Annotated in this window: 18 protein-coding genes and 1 riboswitch; of the genes, 9 read left to right on the top strand and 9 right to left on the bottom strand. The window is 63.0% G+C overall.

Annotated elements, in window-relative coordinates; genetic code table 11:
- Positions 1 to 34: 34 nt before the first annotated feature.
- From yfcE to ACX9NZ_RS00165, 4 genes are all read right to left on the bottom strand, one after another.
- Positions 35 to 595 carry a phosphodiesterase gene (yfcE, locus tag ACX9NZ_RS00180; RefSeq protein WP_302742653.1) on the bottom strand — a complete coding sequence of 187 codons (561 nt, stop codon included), beginning with the start codon at positions 593 to 595 and terminating at the stop codon, positions 35 to 37.
- A gap of 227 nt (positions 596 to 822) precedes the next feature.
- Entirely contained in the window at positions 823 to 2,259 is a 1,437-nt protein-coding gene (gene larC, locus ACX9NZ_RS00175; protein WP_407496011.1) for a nickel pincer cofactor biosynthesis protein LarC, read from the bottom strand.
- On the bottom strand, positions 2,259 to 3,023 hold the full coding sequence (gene larB / locus ACX9NZ_RS00170; protein WP_330006074.1) for a nickel pincer cofactor biosynthesis protein LarB: 765 nt from the start codon (positions 3,021 to 3,023) through the stop codon (positions 2,259 to 2,261). The genes larC and larB overlap by 1 nt, the downstream gene beginning before the upstream one ends.
- Positions 3,024 to 3,174: 151 nt before the next feature.
- A complete protein-coding gene (locus ACX9NZ_RS00165; RefSeq protein ID WP_118652749.1) occupies positions 3,175 to 3,534 on the bottom strand; it encodes an arsenate reductase family protein in 360 nt (119 codons plus the stop codon).
- A gap of 66 nt (positions 3,535 to 3,600) precedes the next feature.
- On the opposite strand from ACX9NZ_RS00165, the gene ACX9NZ_RS00160 reads away from it, so the two are divergent.
- Both ACX9NZ_RS00160 and ACX9NZ_RS00155 read left to right on the top strand, forming a co-directional pair.
- Positions 3,601 to 4,161, top strand: coding sequence for a Gx transporter family protein (locus ACX9NZ_RS00160; protein WP_330006072.1), 561 nt, complete (start codon positions 3,601 to 3,603; stop codon positions 4,159 to 4,161).
- Positions 4,154 to 5,191: an FAD:protein FMN transferase gene (locus ACX9NZ_RS00155; RefSeq protein WP_407496008.1), complete on the top strand. Its 1,038-nt coding sequence runs from the start codon at positions 4,154 to 4,156 to the stop codon at positions 5,189 to 5,191. Before ACX9NZ_RS00160 ends, ACX9NZ_RS00155 begins: the two co-directional genes overlap by 8 nt.
- 231 nt (positions 5,192 to 5,422) lie before the next feature.
- Here the strand turns inward: ACX9NZ_RS00155 and ACX9NZ_RS00150 are convergent, their stop codons facing one another.
- The 3 genes from ACX9NZ_RS00150 to ACX9NZ_RS00140 form a co-directional block, all read right to left on the bottom strand.
- The gene (locus ACX9NZ_RS00150; RefSeq protein ID WP_118652745.1) at positions 5,423 to 5,761 is read right to left on the bottom strand and encodes a PTS lactose/cellobiose transporter subunit IIA; all 339 of its coding nucleotides are present in this window, start codon (positions 5,759 to 5,761) and stop codon (positions 5,423 to 5,425) included.
- 9 nt (positions 5,762 to 5,770) lie between these two features.
- Positions 5,771 to 6,490: a GntR family transcriptional regulator gene (locus ACX9NZ_RS00145; RefSeq protein ID WP_407496006.1), complete on the bottom strand. Its 720-nt coding sequence runs from the start codon at positions 6,488 to 6,490 to the stop codon at positions 5,771 to 5,773.
- Positions 6,491 to 6,564: 74 nt separating this feature from the next.
- Positions 6,565 to 7,488, bottom strand: coding sequence for a DUF7916 family protein (locus ACX9NZ_RS00140; RefSeq protein WP_330006068.1), 924 nt, complete (start codon positions 7,486 to 7,488; stop codon positions 6,565 to 6,567).
- Between the two features lie 344 nt (positions 7,489 to 7,832).
- On the opposite strand from ACX9NZ_RS00140, the gene ACX9NZ_RS00135 reads away from it, so the two are divergent.
- Complete coding sequence (locus tag ACX9NZ_RS00135) at positions 7,833 to 9,515, top strand: PTS lactose transporter subunit IIBC (RefSeq protein ID WP_330006066.1); 1,683 nt, start codon at positions 7,833 to 7,835, stop codon at positions 9,513 to 9,515.
- A 128-nt stretch (positions 9,516 to 9,643) separates the two neighbouring features.
- Here ACX9NZ_RS00135 and murB read toward each other — a convergent pair whose 3' ends face one another.
- On the bottom strand, positions 9,644 to 10,594 hold the full coding sequence (gene murB / locus ACX9NZ_RS00130) for a UDP-N-acetylmuramate dehydrogenase (protein ID WP_407496003.1): 951 nt from the start codon (positions 10,592 to 10,594) through the stop codon (positions 9,644 to 9,646).
- A 132-nt stretch (positions 10,595 to 10,726) separates the two neighbouring features.
- Positions 10,727 to 10,875, top strand: a riboswitch (FMN riboswitch).
- 8 nt (positions 10,876 to 10,883) lie between these two features.
- Between murB and ACX9NZ_RS00125 the strand changes: the two genes are divergently transcribed.
- The 6 genes from ACX9NZ_RS00125 (at position 10,884) to ACX9NZ_RS00100 (ending at position 17,646) form a co-directional block, all read left to right on the top strand.
- On the top strand, positions 10,884 to 11,429 hold the full coding sequence (locus ACX9NZ_RS00125) for an ECF transporter S component (RefSeq protein ID WP_118652735.1): 546 nt from the start codon (positions 10,884 to 10,886) through the stop codon (positions 11,427 to 11,429).
- Positions 11,426 to 13,063, top strand: coding sequence for an ABC transporter ATP-binding protein (locus ACX9NZ_RS00120; RefSeq protein ID WP_118652733.1), 1,638 nt, complete (start codon positions 11,426 to 11,428; stop codon positions 13,061 to 13,063). Before ACX9NZ_RS00125 ends, ACX9NZ_RS00120 begins: the two co-directional genes overlap by 4 nt.
- Positions 13,047 to 13,847: an energy-coupling factor transporter transmembrane component T family protein gene (locus ACX9NZ_RS00115; protein WP_304292340.1), complete on the top strand. Its 801-nt coding sequence runs from the start codon at positions 13,047 to 13,049 to the stop codon at positions 13,845 to 13,847. The genes ACX9NZ_RS00120 and ACX9NZ_RS00115 overlap by 17 nt, the downstream gene beginning before the upstream one ends.
- 135 nt (positions 13,848 to 13,982) lie before the next feature.
- Positions 13,983 to 15,206, top strand: a complete 1,224-nt coding sequence (locus ACX9NZ_RS00110; RefSeq protein WP_304292341.1) for a coiled-coil domain-containing protein — start codon at positions 13,983 to 13,985, stop codon at positions 15,204 to 15,206.
- A gap of 162 nt (positions 15,207 to 15,368) precedes the next feature.
- A complete protein-coding gene (gene galE, locus ACX9NZ_RS00105) occupies positions 15,369 to 16,424 on the top strand; it encodes a UDP-glucose 4-epimerase GalE (protein ID WP_407496000.1) in 1,056 nt (351 codons plus the stop codon).
- A gap of 154 nt (positions 16,425 to 16,578) precedes the next feature.
- On the top strand, positions 16,579 to 17,646 hold the full coding sequence (locus ACX9NZ_RS00100; protein WP_118652725.1) for a polyprenyl synthetase family protein: 1,068 nt from the start codon (positions 16,579 to 16,581) through the stop codon (positions 17,644 to 17,646).
- 45 nt (positions 17,647 to 17,691) lie between these two features.
- Here the strand turns inward: ACX9NZ_RS00100 and ACX9NZ_RS00095 are convergent, their stop codons facing one another.
- Positions 17,692 to 18,588: a TVP38/TMEM64 family protein gene (locus ACX9NZ_RS00095; protein ID WP_294160096.1), complete on the bottom strand. Its 897-nt coding sequence runs from the start codon at positions 18,586 to 18,588 to the stop codon at positions 17,692 to 17,694.
- Positions 18,589 to 18,623 lie beyond the last annotated feature (35 nt).

Genomic DNA, 18,623 nt, shown 5'->3' with positions numbered 1-18,623 from the left:
GGTCTTCTCCTCATTTCCGCTCGAAGTGCTGTTTTTACAACAGTACGTGGTCGAAGGCCTGATCCAGCGGTTTTTCGCTGTCGTAGGTGCCACAGCTGTTCGTTCCGTCTTTGGGGATCGACACGCTGCCAGGGTTGAATAACCACAGCCCGGAGTGTTCACTACTCGGGCCGTTCACTTTGACGTGCGTGTGCCCGTACAGCAGCGCGGAGCCCTGAGGAAGGCACGGAACACGGTCGACGCTGTTGTGCATGCCCGCGCCGAACACGTGACCGTGCGTGCAGAACAGCGTGCGGCCCTGCGGGTCAATCAGCGTGGCGCTGTCCGCCATACAGGGGAAGTCAAGCACCATCTGGTCGACCTCTGCCTCGCAGTTACCCCGCACCGCGACCAAGCGGCCGGACAAAGCAAGCTCGTTGAGCAGCGCGATCACGCGCTTGGGCGCATAATCGCGCGGAAGGTCGTTGCGGGGGCCATGGTAAAGCAGGTCGCCAAGAAGCACCACGTGATCGGGGCGCTCATGGTCAATTACGCTCATAAGGCGCTCTGTCCAATAGGCAGAGCCGTGAATATCCGATGCAATGATGAGCTTCATACCGATCCCCCATCTTTTCGTTCTTCCATGCCGACTTCAAAGACTCCTCGACGCGGCGGCAGACACCGACCCCGCAGGCATTCGGACATGTGGCGCGCCCGATTAACTAGTGTATCGTAGCCCCGCGACGCAAAATCGGCCGCGCATGCCGCAAATCGACCGTTTTTGTAACGAATCTCTCGCACAGCCAAGTAGACGGGGTTCTCAGACCCCGCTCACCTGGGGTTTTACCGCGCGGACAAAATGGCGGCTTCGACCACCTCGTGCAGCGGGACCCCACACGTGCGCGCTAAGGCGGCACAGTCCTCGTATTCAGGCTTAACGCGCTTCGTGCCGTCTGGGAGCGTCGCGCGCTTAACCGTAACGGGCCCAAAGGGGGTTTGGACCGTCGCGCGCTCACGCGCGAGAACCGTACGCTCGCATTCGATGCGCCTAATGCCGAGGGTGGGGGTTTCGGCGAAGATGATCGATTCCAGCGCTGGGACCTCGCTGGACTGACACAGCACCTGCAACTGATAAGCGGGGCGACCCTTCTTGGAGAAAATGGGCAGCCAGTGCACCTCTCGCGCGCCGGCACGAGCGAGCTCGGAGGCTGCATACGCCATCTGCTCCGATGTCGCATCGTCGATATCGCACTCGAGCTTGACGATCCTCGTCGGCGCCTCGAGCTCGGCGGCGCGCGTCCAAACCCCTTCCGAATCCACCGAGGTTTGCAGCCCCGAGCCGCGCTCCTCTTCTATGAGCACCGCGCGCAGAACCGAAGGCCTGCTGTAGGTGCGTTTTCCGGCGCCAAGGCCGACGGCGCGAACGGTGTACCGCGCAGGCAAATCGAAGGCGGGGTCGAGGGCGGCAACGAGAGCAGCACCCGTTGGTGTGACGAGCTCGCCCTCCACCTCGCACGGGGCGAGCGGCAAGCCGTGCGCGGCGCAAATGTTGAGGGTCGCGGGGACAGGCACCGGGATGACCCCGTGCTGGCAGCGGACCGTTCCGTGGCCCTCAACGAGAACGGGTACGCAGACGCGGCCGATGCCGAGATAATCGATGAGCACCGACGCCGCGAGGATGTCGGCGATGGAATCGACGGCGCCCACCTCGTGGAAATGGACCTGGTCGATCGCCACGCCGTGCGCCTCAGCCTCAGCGGCGGCGAGGATGCCGAAGGCGCGGCTCGCGAGCGTGCGCGCGCGGGGCGTCACGCGGGCAGCGGCGATGATGGCCTCGACCTCGGCGAGCCCGCGATGTATGTGCTCGTGGGCGTGGGCGTGGGCGTGGGCGTGCTCGTGCTCGTGCTCGTGCTCGTGCTCGTGCTCGTGCTCGTGGAGCGCATGCTCACACGCCCCGTGTGCGGCGTGCGCGTGGCCGTGCAGATATTCCATATCGTGATCGTGATTCTCATGCGCCTCGTCGAGGATCACATTGAAATCAAGGCACGACAGGCCCGCCTTCACCACGCGCGTCACCGCGATGTCGAATCCCTCCACATGTAGGCTCTCCAGGGCTGCCGTCACGACCGCCTCCGCCTCCGCGCGGTCCGGAGCCGCATCGAGCAGCGCCGCCACGAGCATATCGCCCGCAATACCCGCCTGGCAATCGAGCCACAGCGCGGCACTCGAGTCGCCCACGCGGAGCTCGCCGTCGTCTCTTCCCTCGCACTTCATATGCATCACGCCTCCCCGCTCGAAAGATGGTTGATTAAAGACGCCTGGTAGGCAGCACCAAAACCGTTATCGATGTTGACCACCGAGACGCCGCTCGCGCAGCTGTTCACCATGGCAAGCAGGGCGGTGACGCCACCGAGATTCGCCCCGTAACCCACGCTCGTGGGAACCGCGATGACCGGGCAGCTCGCCAACCCAGCGACCACGCTGGGCAGCGCTCCCTCCATGCCGGCGATCGCGATGATTACCTGCGCGCCGGAGATATCCTCACCGTGCGAGAGGAGCCTATGAATCCCAGCAACGCCCGCATCGTGCACCACGCGTACGCGGTTTCCCAAAAACCGCGCAGTCAGCGCGGCCTCCTCTGCAACTGGAATGTCGCTTGTGCCGGCGGTGATGATGAGGATCTCCCCGTTCCCGTTGGGTTCGGGCAGCTCGCCCACCACACCGGCACGAGCGCCTTGGTGATACGAAAAGCCGCATCCAAGACCCCGCAGCCGCTCTGCCTTTTGCGCATCCAGGCGTGAGATGAGCACCCGCTCCTGTCCGACGGCAAGCATCGCGGAAACGATGCCGGCAATCTGCTCGGGCGTCTTCCCCGCACCGTATATCACTTCGGACACACCGGTGCGGACGCCACGTTGATTGTCAACGCAGGCATATCCCAAATTGGTCACCGCATCGACGCGCAAACAGCGCACCAGCTCCTCGGGTGACATCCGCCCATCCGCAACAGCATGGGCAAGCCCTTCCAGTTCGTGTATCTCCACCAGTACCCCTCACAAGACCGTCTATGGCAAAACGGAAATTACCTATGGCATTCTGACGTTTCACTGTCCTCAACAAGACAATTCCCATAGACATTTTTAAGGGAGAGCCGAGGCATGGACCGACGGCGGCCCTCCTATTTCCAACAGACGCTTAGAGCAGCGCCTCCTCCCACGCGGCCTCTTTAAAGCCCGTGAGAACCGCGTTGTCGGTCACGATGATCGGGCGCTTGACCAGCATGCCATCCGTGGCGAGCAGGGCGTACGCCTCCTCGTCCGTCATGCCGGCGTCGAGCTTAGCCTTGATGCCGAGCTCGCGGTACTTCATGCCGCTCGTGTTGAAGAAGCGACGCAGCGGCAGGCCGGAGCGCTCGTGCCACTCCGCCAGCTCCGCCGCCGTGGGATTATCCTCGACGATATGGCGATCGGTGTACTCGACGCCATGCTCATCCAGCCATTTCTTGGCCTTTTTGCAGGTAGTGCACTTGGGGTATTCGATAAACAGGACGGCCATGAGGACTCTCCTCTCATATTGGGTGCCAAACTCCTAACAGCGTACCCAACACATATAATGACAAGCATGAGAAACTCAGCTGACACATCCGGTAACGGGCGACGCACGGCGCCCACGGTGCCGACCTCCCCCGGACGGCGCGCCGCGCTCTACGGCGTGCTCACCGCCGCCGCGCTCGTATGCGGCTACCTCGAACTACTCATCCCCCTGCCCGTCACCGTGCCCGGCGTGAAGCTGGGCCTGGGCAACGTCGTGATCCTCATGGCGCTCGAGCGCCTGGGCGCGAAGGCGGGCCTCTTCCTCATGTTCATCAAGGTCATCGCCTCGACGCTGCTGTTCGCCAACCTGCAGATGTTCGTCTTTTCCCTGGCGGGCGGCCTGCTGTCCTGGGCCGTCATGGCACTCGCCGTACGCAGCGGGGCCTTTTCCACCGTCGCCACCTCGGTGCTCGGCGGGCTCGCCCATAACGCCGGCCAGCTCATCGCCGTCGCCGTGCTGCTCTCCAGCCGCGTCGCGCTCGCCAACATGCCCGCGCTCGCCGTGTCCGGCGTCCTGTGCGGGGCCGCCGTGGGCGTTGCCGCCCGGCTCGTCCTGTGTGCACTGCCCCGGGAGGCGTTCCATGGATAGGGAAAAGGGCACGCCGATCTCGCGGCGCGGGCTCATGTGCGGCGGCGCCTGCTCGACCCTCGCGCTGCTGCTCTCCGGATGCGCACGGCCCGGAAGCGGAGCCTCAGCCGCAAAACCCGTCACCGGGTCGACCTTCGCCTTCGACACCTACTGCACCTTCAGCGTCTACGGTGACGACGCAGCACCGGCACGTCTGGCCAAAGCATGTGCCCACTTCGACTCCCTCTTCGATCTCTATGACGAAAAGTCCGATATCGCCCGCATCAACGCGGCGGCAGGCAAACCCGTTCGCGTGCACGCCGACACCATTGACCTCCTGCTCGCCGCCAAAACGTATTGCGAGCAGGCGGACGGCCTGTTCGACATCACGATCGGCGCGGTTTCCACGCTCTGGGATTTCACCGAGGGCGTGCGCCCGGCACCCGAGACGATCGCCGACGCTTTGCCCCATGTGAATTGGCGCTGCATCGAGATTGACGAAGAGGCGCTCACCGTGCGTCTGGCCGACCCGCAGGCCAAGCTCGACCTGGGCGGCATCGCCAAGGGGTATGTGGCCGACCGCCTCTGCGATTTACTACGCGACGAGACGAGCGCCACCGGCGCCGTGCTCTCGCTCGGCGGCAATATTGCGTTTTTTGGAGAAAAACCCGACGGCGGCACATGGGACGTGGGCATTCGCGACCCCAATGACCCCGGCGGCGACACCGTGGTGGGCACCGCGCGCGTCCAGGGAGGGTCACTGGTGACGAGCGGCCTGTACGAGCGCGTGTTTGAGCAAGACGGCGTCACGTACTGGCACATCCTCGACCCGCGCACCGGCGAGCCCGTCCAGACCGACGTGGCGAGCGTCACGGTGCTCAGCCCGTCCTCGACCGCCGCCGATGCGCTTTCGACCACGCTGTTCGTGGCCGGCAGCCGCCAGGGCGCCGAGATCGCCGACGCGCTCGAGGACACGGCGGCGTACTTCATCCTGCAAGACGGCGGCACCGTGGAATCCGCCCGCTGGCAGGAACTCACCGACTTCTCGTAACGGCGAGGTGCGCGAACGGGCGCGCATGGGGACAGGTGCGAATTGCTCCGGTCAGCGCGGCGTTTGTGCGGCATGCGCGTGCAATGTCGAAAAAAACGACGTTGAAGCGCATCAGTTTCGACATTTCACGCACGTCGTTGTGCTGTGGCAGAAGTGCCGCCGCAGCTCGTCGCGCCGTCGGCGAAAGCGTTGACCGACGCGCAATTTGCACCCAGCCCCCATCAAAATCCCTTAATCCAGTTTCGCCTCGAGGGCGGCGATGCGACGATACTCATCGATGAAAAAGCGGGTCTGCTTCTCCATCATCATGGCGGTCATGAGGGTATCCTGCGCATGGACCATGATGAACGTCACATCCATCTCGGAGCCGCCCGCCTCCTGCGACAGCAGCTTGGTCTGTGTGTCATGCGCACCGATGAGAGCCTCCTTGGCGGAGGCGTGCAACTCCTCGGCCCGATCGAACTCCCCCCTGCGCGCGCAATCCAATGCCTCAATCAGATCCGTCTGAGCATCGCCCGCGTACGCGACGATTTCGAAACCGATCATAGATATTTCCTGCTTGGTAGCCATGCGTTCTCCTTAAGAAGTAAATCTGTAATTCTGATATGACACGCGATCGGTCAGGACTCGACGCTCCACAAGGGCCACGAGCGCGCCGTTCGCGTCGGACATATATCGAGTAATCGATAGCAGGACCCCGTCTTCGACGCCAAAGGCATCTCGCTCACCCGCTGTAATCGACCGTGCGTGATAGCTTTCGCGAACGGAAGACACACGAGGGCGAATCGCCATGAGTGTGCGGAGCACCGGCTCGGACTCGCAGTCCGGCAACGCGTTGACGTCGGATCGCCGCAAGTAAATGCTCTCAAGCGCGACGACGGAACCGTCGATAAGATACCGAACGTCGGTCCTGCACACTGATGCCCTGGAGGCCCCGCCGAACATTTGGACCGTCGACATCGCGACATCCGGCAGATCACGACAAACCAGTTCGCGAACGATCTCGCCCGGCTCCACGCTCTCGCACTGAGCGAGCATATCGAAATCAAGCATGGACGAGGGCTCATCGACCGACGCCTCCGAGGCAATGAAAGAACCCTTGCCCTGAATGCGATAGATCAAGCCCCTCTGCTCCAGCTCCGCGAGCGCCTGACGCACAGTCGTTCGACTCACGGCGTATTCATCGCACAGCTCCTTTTCGGTGGGAAGTTGCTCTCCCTCGCCGCCGGCACCGACCACGTCGGAGAGCAGAGCGTCCACGAGCTGAACGTAAAGTGGCCGCTTTTCCCGAGAATCCAACACCGCTGCCCCCAATGTATCGCTCTTCCTGTGTCTTCGTCGTGGATAGTATTATACGGGCGGGACGCTCGCGCCTAGCGAATCACCGAGCGACTCGTCATGGCGAGCTGATGGCGAAGGCCGCGAATGGCGACGCCGAGCGTCCAAATGTTCTCGGGAAGGCAGCACCCGTTGAACGAGTCCCCGATGTGCTGCAGATGCGCTCCAGCCGCCTTCGCCGCAAGTCCGATTTGACGGATGGAGTCCGGGTCGCACGAATCTTGGCTTGTGCCGTTCGCCGCAAGGACAAGCACCTTCTCCTCGATGGGCTTTCCCTCATTGAACTTGTACACGTAATCGCAGATCTCGCGCAGGTCCTGCTCCTGGAAATGCGGAACGGTATACGGGGCGGGCACAAGCAAGATATCGACACCAAGCTCGATGAAGGACTTGGCGATCTCAAGGGTCATGACGGGCTCATCCACACCGGCCCCATGCATTTTGCCAGCGATGACCAGACCGTCGAAATGCTCTTTGACAACCCTGACCGAATGAGCGATCGAGGCATTCGAAACGCCCGTGCCGGGATTGCCGGTGAGGCAGACAAAGTCGAAGCCGAGCTCATTCGCCCGCTCCAGCGTCTTGATGGAGACACGGCGCCCAACAGGAAGCTCGACGCGGGTCTCGACCATTTCGGTTTTGTCATCCACTGGCTCCAGATTCACACCGATCGCCCGTCCGCAAGCGCGCTTTACCCAAGAGATGGGATTCTCTTCGAGCCCCTCAGGCACGCAGGCAATCTCCGGGTCGAAGAGGTCGAGTGCGTTGAACATGAGCAGGTCCGCACCGGCATGTGCCTCGTACTCGGCATTGGTCGCACCCAGCAATAACGGGGAGCCGGGAACGTTCTCCGCCATGATGGTGCGTCCCTCCGACGCAAGAATCGCCTGCTTGAGCTCCATGGGCGTTGCGCTCAGAAAGTCTGAGGCGTTGAAATTGAGAAGACGCTTACCTGCCATTGGATCACCTTTCATATAGTCATTCGAGCGTATAGACAATACCGCTCAATTGATACCTAATTGTTACAATAACTAAATAACTTGTCTGCATTCCATCGGTAAACGGTAGAAGGATCCATATCTTTTATTATTTTGGCAGGTATTTATCTTATTGATAAATAAAACTGCTACCGTTCACCGATAATGCCAAATATAACTTGACCTACAATTCCCGAGTGTTTTTCAATTATTGCCGACAATTTGTATCAGTTGTATCTTTCTTGATATGACCGATGCGCACTAGGCTCGTTGATTCCGGACGCCGCAGCCTAGCGTCGACGAACGCGTACACGAAAGGACGTGACATGGACTCAATCGTCAAACTGCTGCAAAGGCATCAGGGATTCTTCGACAAGATCTCGAAGAACATGTACCTGGTGGCCATCAAGGATGGCTTCATATCGAACATGCCCATCATCTTGTTCTCCAGCTTGTTCCTGCTGATATCCACCCTCCCGGCATATGTCGGCGTCACGCTGCCGCAGGAGGCGCTTGACTTCTGCAACAAGGTGTATGCCTACACCATGGGTGTCTTCGGCATCATGGTCGCCGGGCAAACCGCCAACTCACTCGCCACTTCCATGAACCGCCGCATGCCCGCCGGAAAGACGATCAACCCCAGCTCGACCATGATCGCGGCCATGTGCGGCATGCTGCTGCTCTCCGTGACCAACTCCGTTGTCGCCGTCGACGGAGTTGACACCAGCGTTTTCGACACCGGCTTCATGGGCAGCAGGGGCGTCGTCTCCTCGCTCATCTCTGCGTTCATCATCGTGAACGTCTATAAGTTCTGCATCTTGCACAACGTGACCATCAGGATGCCCAAGGAGGTTCCCGGCACGATCGCCCAAAGCTTCCGCGACATCTTCGCTTTCGGCTTCTCCATCATCATCTGCGCCGCAATCGACTTCGTCTGCCGTGCCACCATCGCGACGCCGTTCGCCAACCTCGTATCCACGCTGATGTCGCCCTTGTTCTCCGCCGTCGACTCTTATGCCGGCATGGCGTTCATCTCCGGCGCTGTCGCACTTTTCCAGTTCATGGGCATCCACGGCGCATCCGTCGTCATGACTCCGCTCAACGCCGCCCTCTATGGCAACCCGACCATCAACCTCGAAGTGTTCCAGGCAGGCGGGCATCCTACCCTTGCCCTCACGCAGGACTTCACGAGCTTCATCTCCGGCTTTGGAGGATCGGGCGCAACGTTCGTCGTCCCGATCATCCTCATGCTTCTCATGCACTCCAAGCAGCTGCGCGCCATGGGTAAGGCCTCCGTCATTCCCACCATCTTCGGAGTCAACGAGCCCGTCATTTTCGGTATGCCCATCGTATTGAATCCTTACATGTTCGTCCCCTTCCTTCTCGCCCCCATGGCCAACGCCGTCATCGGCAAGGCATTTATTGACTTCCTCGGTATGAACGCCCCCATCTACACTCTGCCCTGGGCGCTTCCCGGACCGGTGGGCATCTTCCTCACCACCAACATGCAGGCCATTTCCCTGCTGCTCGTGGTCGTACTCCTGGCAGTGGACTTCGCTATCTACTACCCGTTCTGCAAAGCATATGACCTTAGCCTCATCGCCGAGGAGGAGACCGGTGCCGAGGGCGAATCCATCGAACCGGTTGTCGACACCAAAGCCATCGCCGACAAAATGAAGAGCACGGGCGAGCAGATCAAGGTTCTCGTCCTGTGCCAGGGAGCCGGTACGAGCGCAATGCTCGCCAACGCCCTGCGCGAAGGAGCTGCTGCCGAGGGAATCGACCTGGTTTCGAACTCCGGCGCGTACGGCAGCCATTATGAAATCATGAGCGAGTACAACGTGATCGTACTTGCACCTCAGGCCCGCACGTATTACGAGGATATGAAGGCCGATACCGACCGCCTGGGCATCAAATTGCTCACGACCCGCGGTAAGCAGTACATCGACCTCACGAACGACCCGAAGGGCGCTATCAACTGGATCCTCGACGAACTCAACAAGGACTAGTAGTCGCCACCCACCGTTACCGCCCCAAACCGAAGCGGCCGTCTCATCCGAGACGGCCGCTTTTTTCAGACTTTTGAACGATCGCACACAAGGAGACGGCACGCTTACACCAAGGCCTATTCGAGACGTTAGAACTCGCCGATCATGCGGACCTCGGGCTCGAGGTCGACACCAAACTGTGCCTTGACCTCGGCCTGCACATGCTCGATGAGGCCGAGCACGTCCTTCGCGCTCGCGCGGCCGGTATTCACCACGAAACCGCAATGCTTCTCGCTCACCTGCGCATCGCCCACGCGCGCGCCGCGCAGGCCCGCGTCCATGATGAGCTTACCGGCAAAGTAACCTTCGGGACGCTTGAACGTCGATCCCGCGCTCGCCATGTCGAGCGGCTGCTTTGCCTCGCGACGTGCCTGGTAGTCGTCCATCGCGGCTCGGACCATGGCAGGGTTACTCGGCGAAAGTTTGAAGGTAGCGGAAAGCACGATGAGTCCGTCATCGTGCACGCGACTCTTGCGGTACCCCAGATTGAGGTCGCGCGCCTCGAGCGTCACGACCGACCCGCGATTGCCCTGTTTGCTCGGCACGTACACGCGGACCGACTCGAGGACGTCGCCCATCGTACCGTCGTACGCGCCGGCGTTCATAAAGCACGCACCGCCCACCGTCGCGGGAATGCCCCACAGCGGCTCCATGCCGGAGAGCCCCTCTTCGGCGGCGGCGAGGGCCACGTCACGCAAAAGCGCGCCGGCCTGGGCAGTCACGCGCCAGCCGCCGGCGTCGACCTCAACCTGAGCGAGATTGTCACGCAGGAGCACAACCACACCGCGAATGCCGCGATCACCCACGAGCAGATCCGACCCGTTACCCACGATCGTCACCGGAACATCACCCAAATAGCAGGTGTCGAGCACCTTGACGAGTACCTCGGGGGTGCGCGGCGTCACGAGCACGTCAGCCGGCCCGCCAATATGAAACGTCGTGTAATCGCGCATGGGCTCGGTCATGAGCACATTGTCCTCGCCGGCGATTCCCGCCAACACGCAGAGCAGCTCTTCGCTCACATACTCGCGCTCGTGCATAAGGCCCTCCCAATAGGTAGGTGAAAAACAGTCACACCCCACTATACCCAAGCACCCGCCCCCTCCCACGCGACTCCACAACCCTTTCGAGGAGCTCCCCCATTGCGCCCCGCAGAAAGGCGCGTTATAGTCGACATGTTTCAGGGCGGGGCGCAATTCCCCACCGGCGGTAAATGCGCGGCGTATTCCTCGCCAAGCGCATGAGCCCGCGAGCCGCAAACAGCGGCCGACCCGGTGCGATTCCGGGGCCGACGGTATAGTCCGGAGTGAAGAAACGGAAGGTATTCCCATGAACAATGCTATCGATTCAAAGAAGATCGCCCTCGCGGCGCTTTTCACCGCGGCCTCGCTCATCTTGAGCTTCGTGCAGATCCCCATCTTCCCCGCCGCGCCTTGGCTCATGTACGACCCCTCGGGCATCGCCTGCCTTATCGCGGCGCTCGCCTTTGGCCCCAAGCTCGGAGCCGCCGTCGCCATCATCTCGTGGATGCCCCGCGTGTTCCTCGATCCGTTCGGTGCGCCCATGGGCATGCTCTCTACCTGTGCATTCGTCATCCCCGCGGCAATCATGTACGCAAAAGGCGGACATTCGCGCCGCGCATCCGTTGTTGGCATGGCACTCGGCTCCGTGGTGTCCGTTGCGCTTGCATGCGCGATGAACCTCGTGGTGACACCCCTCTACACGGCCATCACCGTCCAAGAGGTCGCGGCCATGATCCTGCCGATCCTGCTGCCCTTCAACATGCTCAAAATGATCATTAACACCGCTGCCGGCCAAGTGCTGCTCGCGCCGTGCGCAAACGTCCTCAAGGCACAGGGGGCAATGCGCTCGTGACCGCCGACGCCATCGTCTTCGAACACGTACACGTCACGTACCCCGGCGCTGCGACCGAAGCCCTCAACGATATCTGTCTGCGCGTCCCCAGCGGGCAACACCTCTGTATCTTGGGCGGCAATGGGTCGGGTAAGTCGACCTTGCTCCAACTCGTCAACGTCTTGACCATCCCAACGGCGGGCCGCGCCGTCATTCACGGCATGGACACGAGCGACCCGTGTCGCACGCTTGCCATACGCAGCCGGACCGCGAGCGTCTTTCAGCATCCCGAGGACCAAATGGTGACGAGCGTCGTGGCCGACGACGTCGCCTTTGGTCCGGAAAACCTGTGCACCCCCCAGCCGGAGATCGCGAAACGCGTCGACGCCGCCCTCGCCGCCGTCGACATGGCCGAACGCTCGCAGAGCGACCCCGCCGATCTATCCGGCGGGCAGATGCAGCGCGTGGCGATTGCCGGGGCACTCGCAATGAAACCGGAAATCCTGCTGCTCGACGAGCCATGCGCCATGCTCGATGCCGAGGGCCGCTCGGGCGTGCGAGGCATCATCGCCGAGCTCAGCGCCCGCGGCATCACCATCTTGCATGTAACCCACTTTATGGAAGACGCCCTCGCGGCCGACCGCGTTCTCGTGCTCGATCACGGACGCACGGCGTTCGACGGCACGCCGAGCGAGCTCTTCTCGCAGCCCAAACTGGTGGAGAGCCTCGGTCTCGAGGTGCCGAGCGCATGGAGTGTAAGCGCTGAGCGCTCTGGCGCTGCAGGAGCCCATGGCGGCGCGGAAGGCCACGGCAGCCCTTCCAACCAGCAACGTGCCGTGGCGGCAACGCGCGCCGACAGCGCGGCCGAGCCCATCGACAAGCCCAGCGTCGTATTCGATCACGTCTCGTTCTCCTACGCAAAAGCCGTGAACCCGCGCAAGCGCACGCGCCGCCGGAGGCTGTTCGGCGTCCGCGGAAGCAGCGACGCTTCCCGCAGCTCAGTTCCGCTCGCGCTCGACTCCCTCTCCTTCCAGGCGCGGCCCGGCACCATCACCGCTCTCATTGGGCGCACGGGATCGGGCAAGTCGACCACCGCCGAGCTCGCTTGCGCCCTCAAGCTCCCCACCCGGGGAACGGTACGCATCGCGGGCATCGACACCGCCGACCTTGCGCGCCGCGGCGAGCTTCGTCGCAGCGTTGGATACGTGGCGCAACTCCCCGAGCGCCAGCTGTTTGCCGAGACCGTCTACGACGATGTCGCGTTTGGCCCGCGCAACCTCGGGGTGCCGTCGGACGAGATCGACCGACGCGTGTGCGACAGCCTGCGCTCCGTCAACCTCGAGCCCACCGAATCCCTCCTTCAGGCGTCGCCCTTCGCGCTCTCGGGAGGCCAGCAGCGCAGCGTCGCGATCGCCGGCGTCCTGGCGATGGGGCAACCCGTCCTCGTGCTCGACGAACCCATGGCGGGCCTCGATCCCACCGGACGCAAACACATCCGGAGGCTTCTGAAGCAGCTCAAGCAGGTTGGGACCACACTGATTATGGTCACCCATAGCATGGAAGACGTCACCGAGCTCGCCGACCAGGTCATCGAGCTCGACCGCGGCCGCCGTATAGACCATGCGGAGGTGAGCCGCCATGGCACTACGCGCTAGCATCGGCCAGTACTATTCCGCCGACTCGCCTATCCACCGGCTCGACCCTCGGGTGAAGCTGATGGGGGCCATCATCTTTATGGTGAGCTGCTTTTTTGTGAGCTCGCTGCCCACGCTGCTCCTTGCGGCGTTGGCCGTGGGCGGCGCCGTGGCCTGCTCCCATGTGCCCGCGCGCCGCCTCCTGTCGCAGATCCGTCCCATCGCGCTCTTCCTCGTGGTCACCTCGCTCATCAACCTTTTCTTCGTCCAATCCGGCGAGGTCGCCTTAAGTATGGGGCCGTTGCACATCCATTGGAGCGGCGTGCACGCCGCCGTGCTCTACACCGCCCGTTTCTTCCTGTTGCTCCTTGCCGGGTCGCTCCTCACCCTCACCACCACGCCCGTCGCGCTGACTGACGCCGCCGAGTACCTGCTCGCCCCGCTGGAGCGCGTGGGCGTACCCGTGCGCCAGGGAACGCTCGTGCTCTCCATAGCCCTGCGCTTTGTGCCCACGCTCTCGCAGGAGGCCGAGCATATCGTGGCGGCGCAAACCGCCCGCGGCGCCGATCTGGAAAACAAGGGCGCGCTCGCCTATGCGCGGGCGTGCGTACCGCTCATCGTTCCGCTATTCGCCAGTGCCCTTCGCCATGCCGAGAACCTGGGGCGCGCCATGGATGCACGCTGCTATACCGGCGGCGAGCGAACGCACTACCACGTGATGCGGCTCGTCGCGAGGCGCGATGCCCCCGTGATCGCAGCGCTTGCACTGTACCTTGCGGCCCTCATCGCGCTCGGCATGCGGTAACCGTCCCTCTCCGCACCACGACCACGTCCATTGGCCGACGCGTTTCCGTGAAATTTAAACCATGCCCATTATCTTGCGGTATCCTTTATCCCTGATATGTGGCGTACATCATTCACAGAACCAAACGGAGCACCCATGTCGCACATTCCCAACGCGCCCGCCTCGGAAGCCGAGAAGCAGGAGCGCATTCAGAACGCACTTTTCAACGTGGGCTATAATGCCGAGTTTTCGCGCCGCGGTGCCATCAAGGCGGCGCTTGCGCTGGCCGGTTCCGCCGTGCTATTCGGCCTGCCCGGACGCGCCTATGCTGCACGTGCCTCGCAAAAGACCCTCGACGCACTCGCCACGGCAGAGGAGAAGCTCGCCGCCGTGGAAGCCGAGCTCGAGCAGCTCGCCGCCGAGTTCCAAGCGCTAAGCCTGGAGCAGGAAAAGACCATCGCCCAAATCGATGACGTCCAAACCCAAATCGACGAAACGCAAGAGCAAATCGAAGAGAAACAGCAGGAACTCGAGGACAAGCAGGACGTCCTCGCCGGCCGCGTGTCCGACAGCTACAAGGACGGCCCCGGCAGCACCCTCAAACTCCTGCTCGCCGCGAAGTCCTTTGACGAGCTGCTCTCCAACAGCCGTTACGTCGAGAAGATCAACGATGCCGATAAACAGGTCATCAGTGAGATCCAGCAGATCCGCGAGAGCCTGGAGCAGCAAAAAGCAGAACTGGAGCAGCAGAAGACCGAGCTGGAGACCCTCAGGCAGCAGCAGGCCGACCAGCTCTCCGACATGCAGGCCAAGCAAGGCGAAGTCCAAACTTTGGTCGATGGCCTTTCCAGCGACGTCAAAGAGCTCATGGCCCAGCGCGATGCCGAATACCTCGCCGCGGTCGAGGAGGAGCGTCGCCAACAGGAGGCTCAGCAGCAGCACCAGCAGAGCGGCGGGGGAACGACGTATCTGCCCGGCAACGCCCAGGTCTCCGGCTCGTCCCGCTCGCAGGAGCGCGTGGTTTCCTGCTGCCACGCCGTGCCGAGCCCCGGCGCCGGATATTGCGCCATGTGGGTCTCGCGCGTGTTCGCTGCGGCGGGCTTCTCCTACCTGGGCGGCAACGCCAACGACATGTACAACCGCTGGTGCACGAGCTCCAACAAGGACAACCTGCGCGTGGGCATGATCGTCGCCGTCTCCACCTACTCCAAGAACACCATGGGCCGCATCTACGGCCACGTGGGTATCTACGTGGGCAACAACACCGTCATGGAGAACATCGGCGGGATCGCCTCCACCAACCTTGACCGTTGGATCTCCTACTACGGTGACACGGTGAGCCCTCGCTGGGGCTGGGCGGGCGGCTGGGCCCTCGAGTAGCCCACATCCAACAGGTCTTGTGAACAACGCCTGCCGCATGAAGCCATGTTGGCATGCGGTAGGCGTTTTGCGTTAACGCGGACAACGAGACGCTCAACGGACAGGGCAACCATGTGAAGCGGTATACTCTCCCCAGCATCATCCCCCGAAAGGAGCGCTTGCATGACCCAGACCCTCACCCCTGCCGATACCTGCGTCCTTGTTACCGGCGGCGCCGGATTCATTGGCTCCCACACCGTCGTCGAGCTGCTTCAGCGCGGCTACCAGGTTGTCATCGTCGACGACCTGTCGAACGCCTCGGCCAAGGTCGAGGACCGCATCAAGACCATCGTCGGCGAGCAGGCCGCGGCCAACCTCACCATGTACGTCGCCGACGTTAACGACCACGAAGCGCTCGAGCGCATCTTCGACGCCCATCGCATCGACCGCGTAATCCACTTCGCCGGCTACAAGGCCGTGGGCGAATCCGTGGCCAAGCCCATCGAGTACTACAGCAACAACATCGGCAACACCCTCACGCTCGTCGACGTCATGCGCGGCCATGGGTGTAAGTCCATCATCTTCTCCAGCTCCGCGACCGTCTACGGCGACCCCGACAGCCTCCCGCTCACCGAGGAGAGCCCCAAGAAGATGGCCACTAACCCCTACGGCTGGACCAAGTGGATGATCGAGCAGATGCTCACCGACCTCCACACCGCGGACCCCGAGTGGAACGTTGTGCTGCTGCGTTACTTCAACCCCATCGGCGCGCACGCGAGCGGCCTCATGGGCGAGGACCCCAAGGGCATTCCCAACAACCTGCTGCCCTACGTGGCACAGACCGCCATCGGCAAGCGCGAGGCCGTGCACGTCTTTGGCGATGACTACCCCACGCCCGACGGCACCGGCGTGCGCGACTACATCCACGTGTGCGACCTGGCCTCCGGCCACGCCGCCGCGCTCGCATGGATGAACGGCCGCGAGGGTGTCGAGGTGTTCAACCTGGGCACCGGCCGCGGCACCTCCGTGCTCGAAATCATCCGCGCCTTTGGCAAGGCGTGCGGACACGAGGTTCCTTACGTCATCGACCCGCGCCGTCCCGGCGACGTAGCCGAGAACTACGCCGACTGCTCCAAGGCCCGCGAGCTCATGGGCTGGGAGGCGCAGTTCGACATCGACGACATGTGCCGCGACGCCTGGAACTGGCAGTCCAACAACCCCAACGGCTACGAGGGCTAAAACGCGGCCTCATCGCGTCCGCTCCGCGCAGTCATTGCGCCGGCAGGACGTAGGAGCTGAGGGCGTTACAGAACAAACCTGGACGGGGCGGCCAACGGTCGCCCCGTTTTGCTAGCATTACACGGTGAGATCAACAGAAACGAAAGGGCCGCACGTGAGCGATGCAAACACCAACACGGGAGAGGCCTTCGTCGCGTACCTGCGCGAGAAGCTGCCGCTCATCGAGCGCGCCCTGCACGAGGCGAACGCCGCGCCCATGGCAGAGGTCGACGCCCCCGCGCGAGACCTCGACCGGTACCTGTACGAGCCCCTCGCGCACTTCACCGCCGGTGGCGGCAAGCGCGTGCGCCCCGTCCTCGCCCTGCTAGGAGCCGAGGCCATGGGAGGCTGCACTGAGCAGGCGCTTTCCTCCGGCGTGGCCATCGAGCTGTTCCAGAGCGCCGCGCTCATCCACGACGACATCGCCGATGCCAGCGAGCTGCGCCGCGGCGAGCCCTGCCTTTACCGCACGCACGGTGAGGGCCTTGCCATCAACGCCGGCGACCTTGCCCTCACGCGCGTGTTCGAGGTCGTCCTGAACGATGCCTCCCTGCCGGGCGATCGTCGCCTGCGCGTCCTTGACGAGCTTGTGCGGATGGAGCGTCACACGCTCGAGGGTCAGGCGCTCGACCTGGGCTGGGCGCGCGACGGACGCTGGGACGTCACGAGCAGCGACTACCTGTACATGATCGAGGGCAAGACCGCCTGGTACACCGTGGCGAGCCCCCTGCGCATCGGAGCGCTGGCCGCCGGCGCGGCGGACGAGGCCGCCCGCGAGCTCGTCGAGCTGGGACGCCCCGCCGGCCTTGCCTTCCAGCTGCAAGACGACCTGCTCAACCTCGTGGGCGACGCCAGCGCCCAGGGCAAGGACTTCCGCTCCGACATCACCGAGGGCAAGCGCACGCTCGCCGTGGTCTGGGCGCTCGAGCACCTCGATGACGAGCCGCACCGTGAGCTCGTCGACCTGTTGGAATCCAAGACAACCAACCCGGACGAACTCGCGCGTGCCGTGGAACTCATCGAGCAAGGCGGCGGCATCGAGGCGTGCCGCGACCTCGCCCTCAAGCTCACGCGCGACGCGCAGGGCAAGGCACGCGCCCTCGCCACGTCCGGCACCATCACGCCCGAGTCGGCCGAGCTCCTCTGCTCCATGGCAGACTTCTTCATCAACCGCCGCGCGTAGAGCGGCGCAACGCAAAAACGCCTTTCGTGCTTCCCCTTGCAGGATCTACTTCGCCCGTGCACGCACGCGGCGATACATCAGGCCACCCGCGGCGACGAGCAGTGCAGACGCAACCAAAACCACGCCGACCATCACCCAATTGCCGCTACCCACGGCAGAAGCCGCAGCCGTCGAGGTCACGATGGACGGAATGCGACCGAACGTGGCAATAAGAACGACGGGGGCAAAGCGCATCTTGGTGAGCCCGGCGAAATACGTGAGGAAGTCCTTCGGCGTGCCCGGGATGAGGAAAATGACGAGCATCACCAACTCAAGGCGCTTGGCATTGTTGAGCCAAGAAAACCGGTCGAACAGGCTTCGATCGAAAAACAACCCCACCAAGCGCCAGCCCCACCGGCGCGTCGTCCAGTAGATTGCCGAAGTCGCAACCGCCGAGGCCACGAGGCACAACGCCGTACCCTCCCAGAAGCCAAAAGCGTAGCCACTCGCCAACTCGACGGGCTCGCCGGGCAGGAACGCCAAGAAGATCTGCGTCGCGTTGATTCCCAGCATAGTGAGCCGGCTCATCACCGCGTTGTCGGCGACGAAGGCCCGCACTGCCTGCGGGTCCGCAAGCCATGCGAGCATGCTCGGGAGATACTCCCAACACGCAGCGGCGATCCCAATCGCGGCGACGACGAGGACGATCACGACGCGGCGGCGCAAGGTCTTTCGGCGGGCGTCGAGATCGCTTCCAGACTCAGCCTCCGCCGGCGCGAAACCCGCCACAGGCATCGCATCTGCAGCCAGTGACGCGGAGGCCGCGCGCTCTCGAGCCTCCTCCACCTCGGGTTTGACGCGACGGCGCAGCTCGCCGAGAATGCCCGTATCCACACGGCGCACAGCTCCCCCGCAGGAGACCTGACCGGTGTAGCTTTCCGCTTCGGGCTGCATTTCCATCATCGCGATCCCTCCTTGGTTTTAGGACAAGGATAGTT

Source organism: Collinsella sp. BM28, assembly GCF_054551995.1.
Note: the sequence above shows the minus strand (reverse complement) of the source record. Positions and strands in the feature narration are given on the sequence as shown.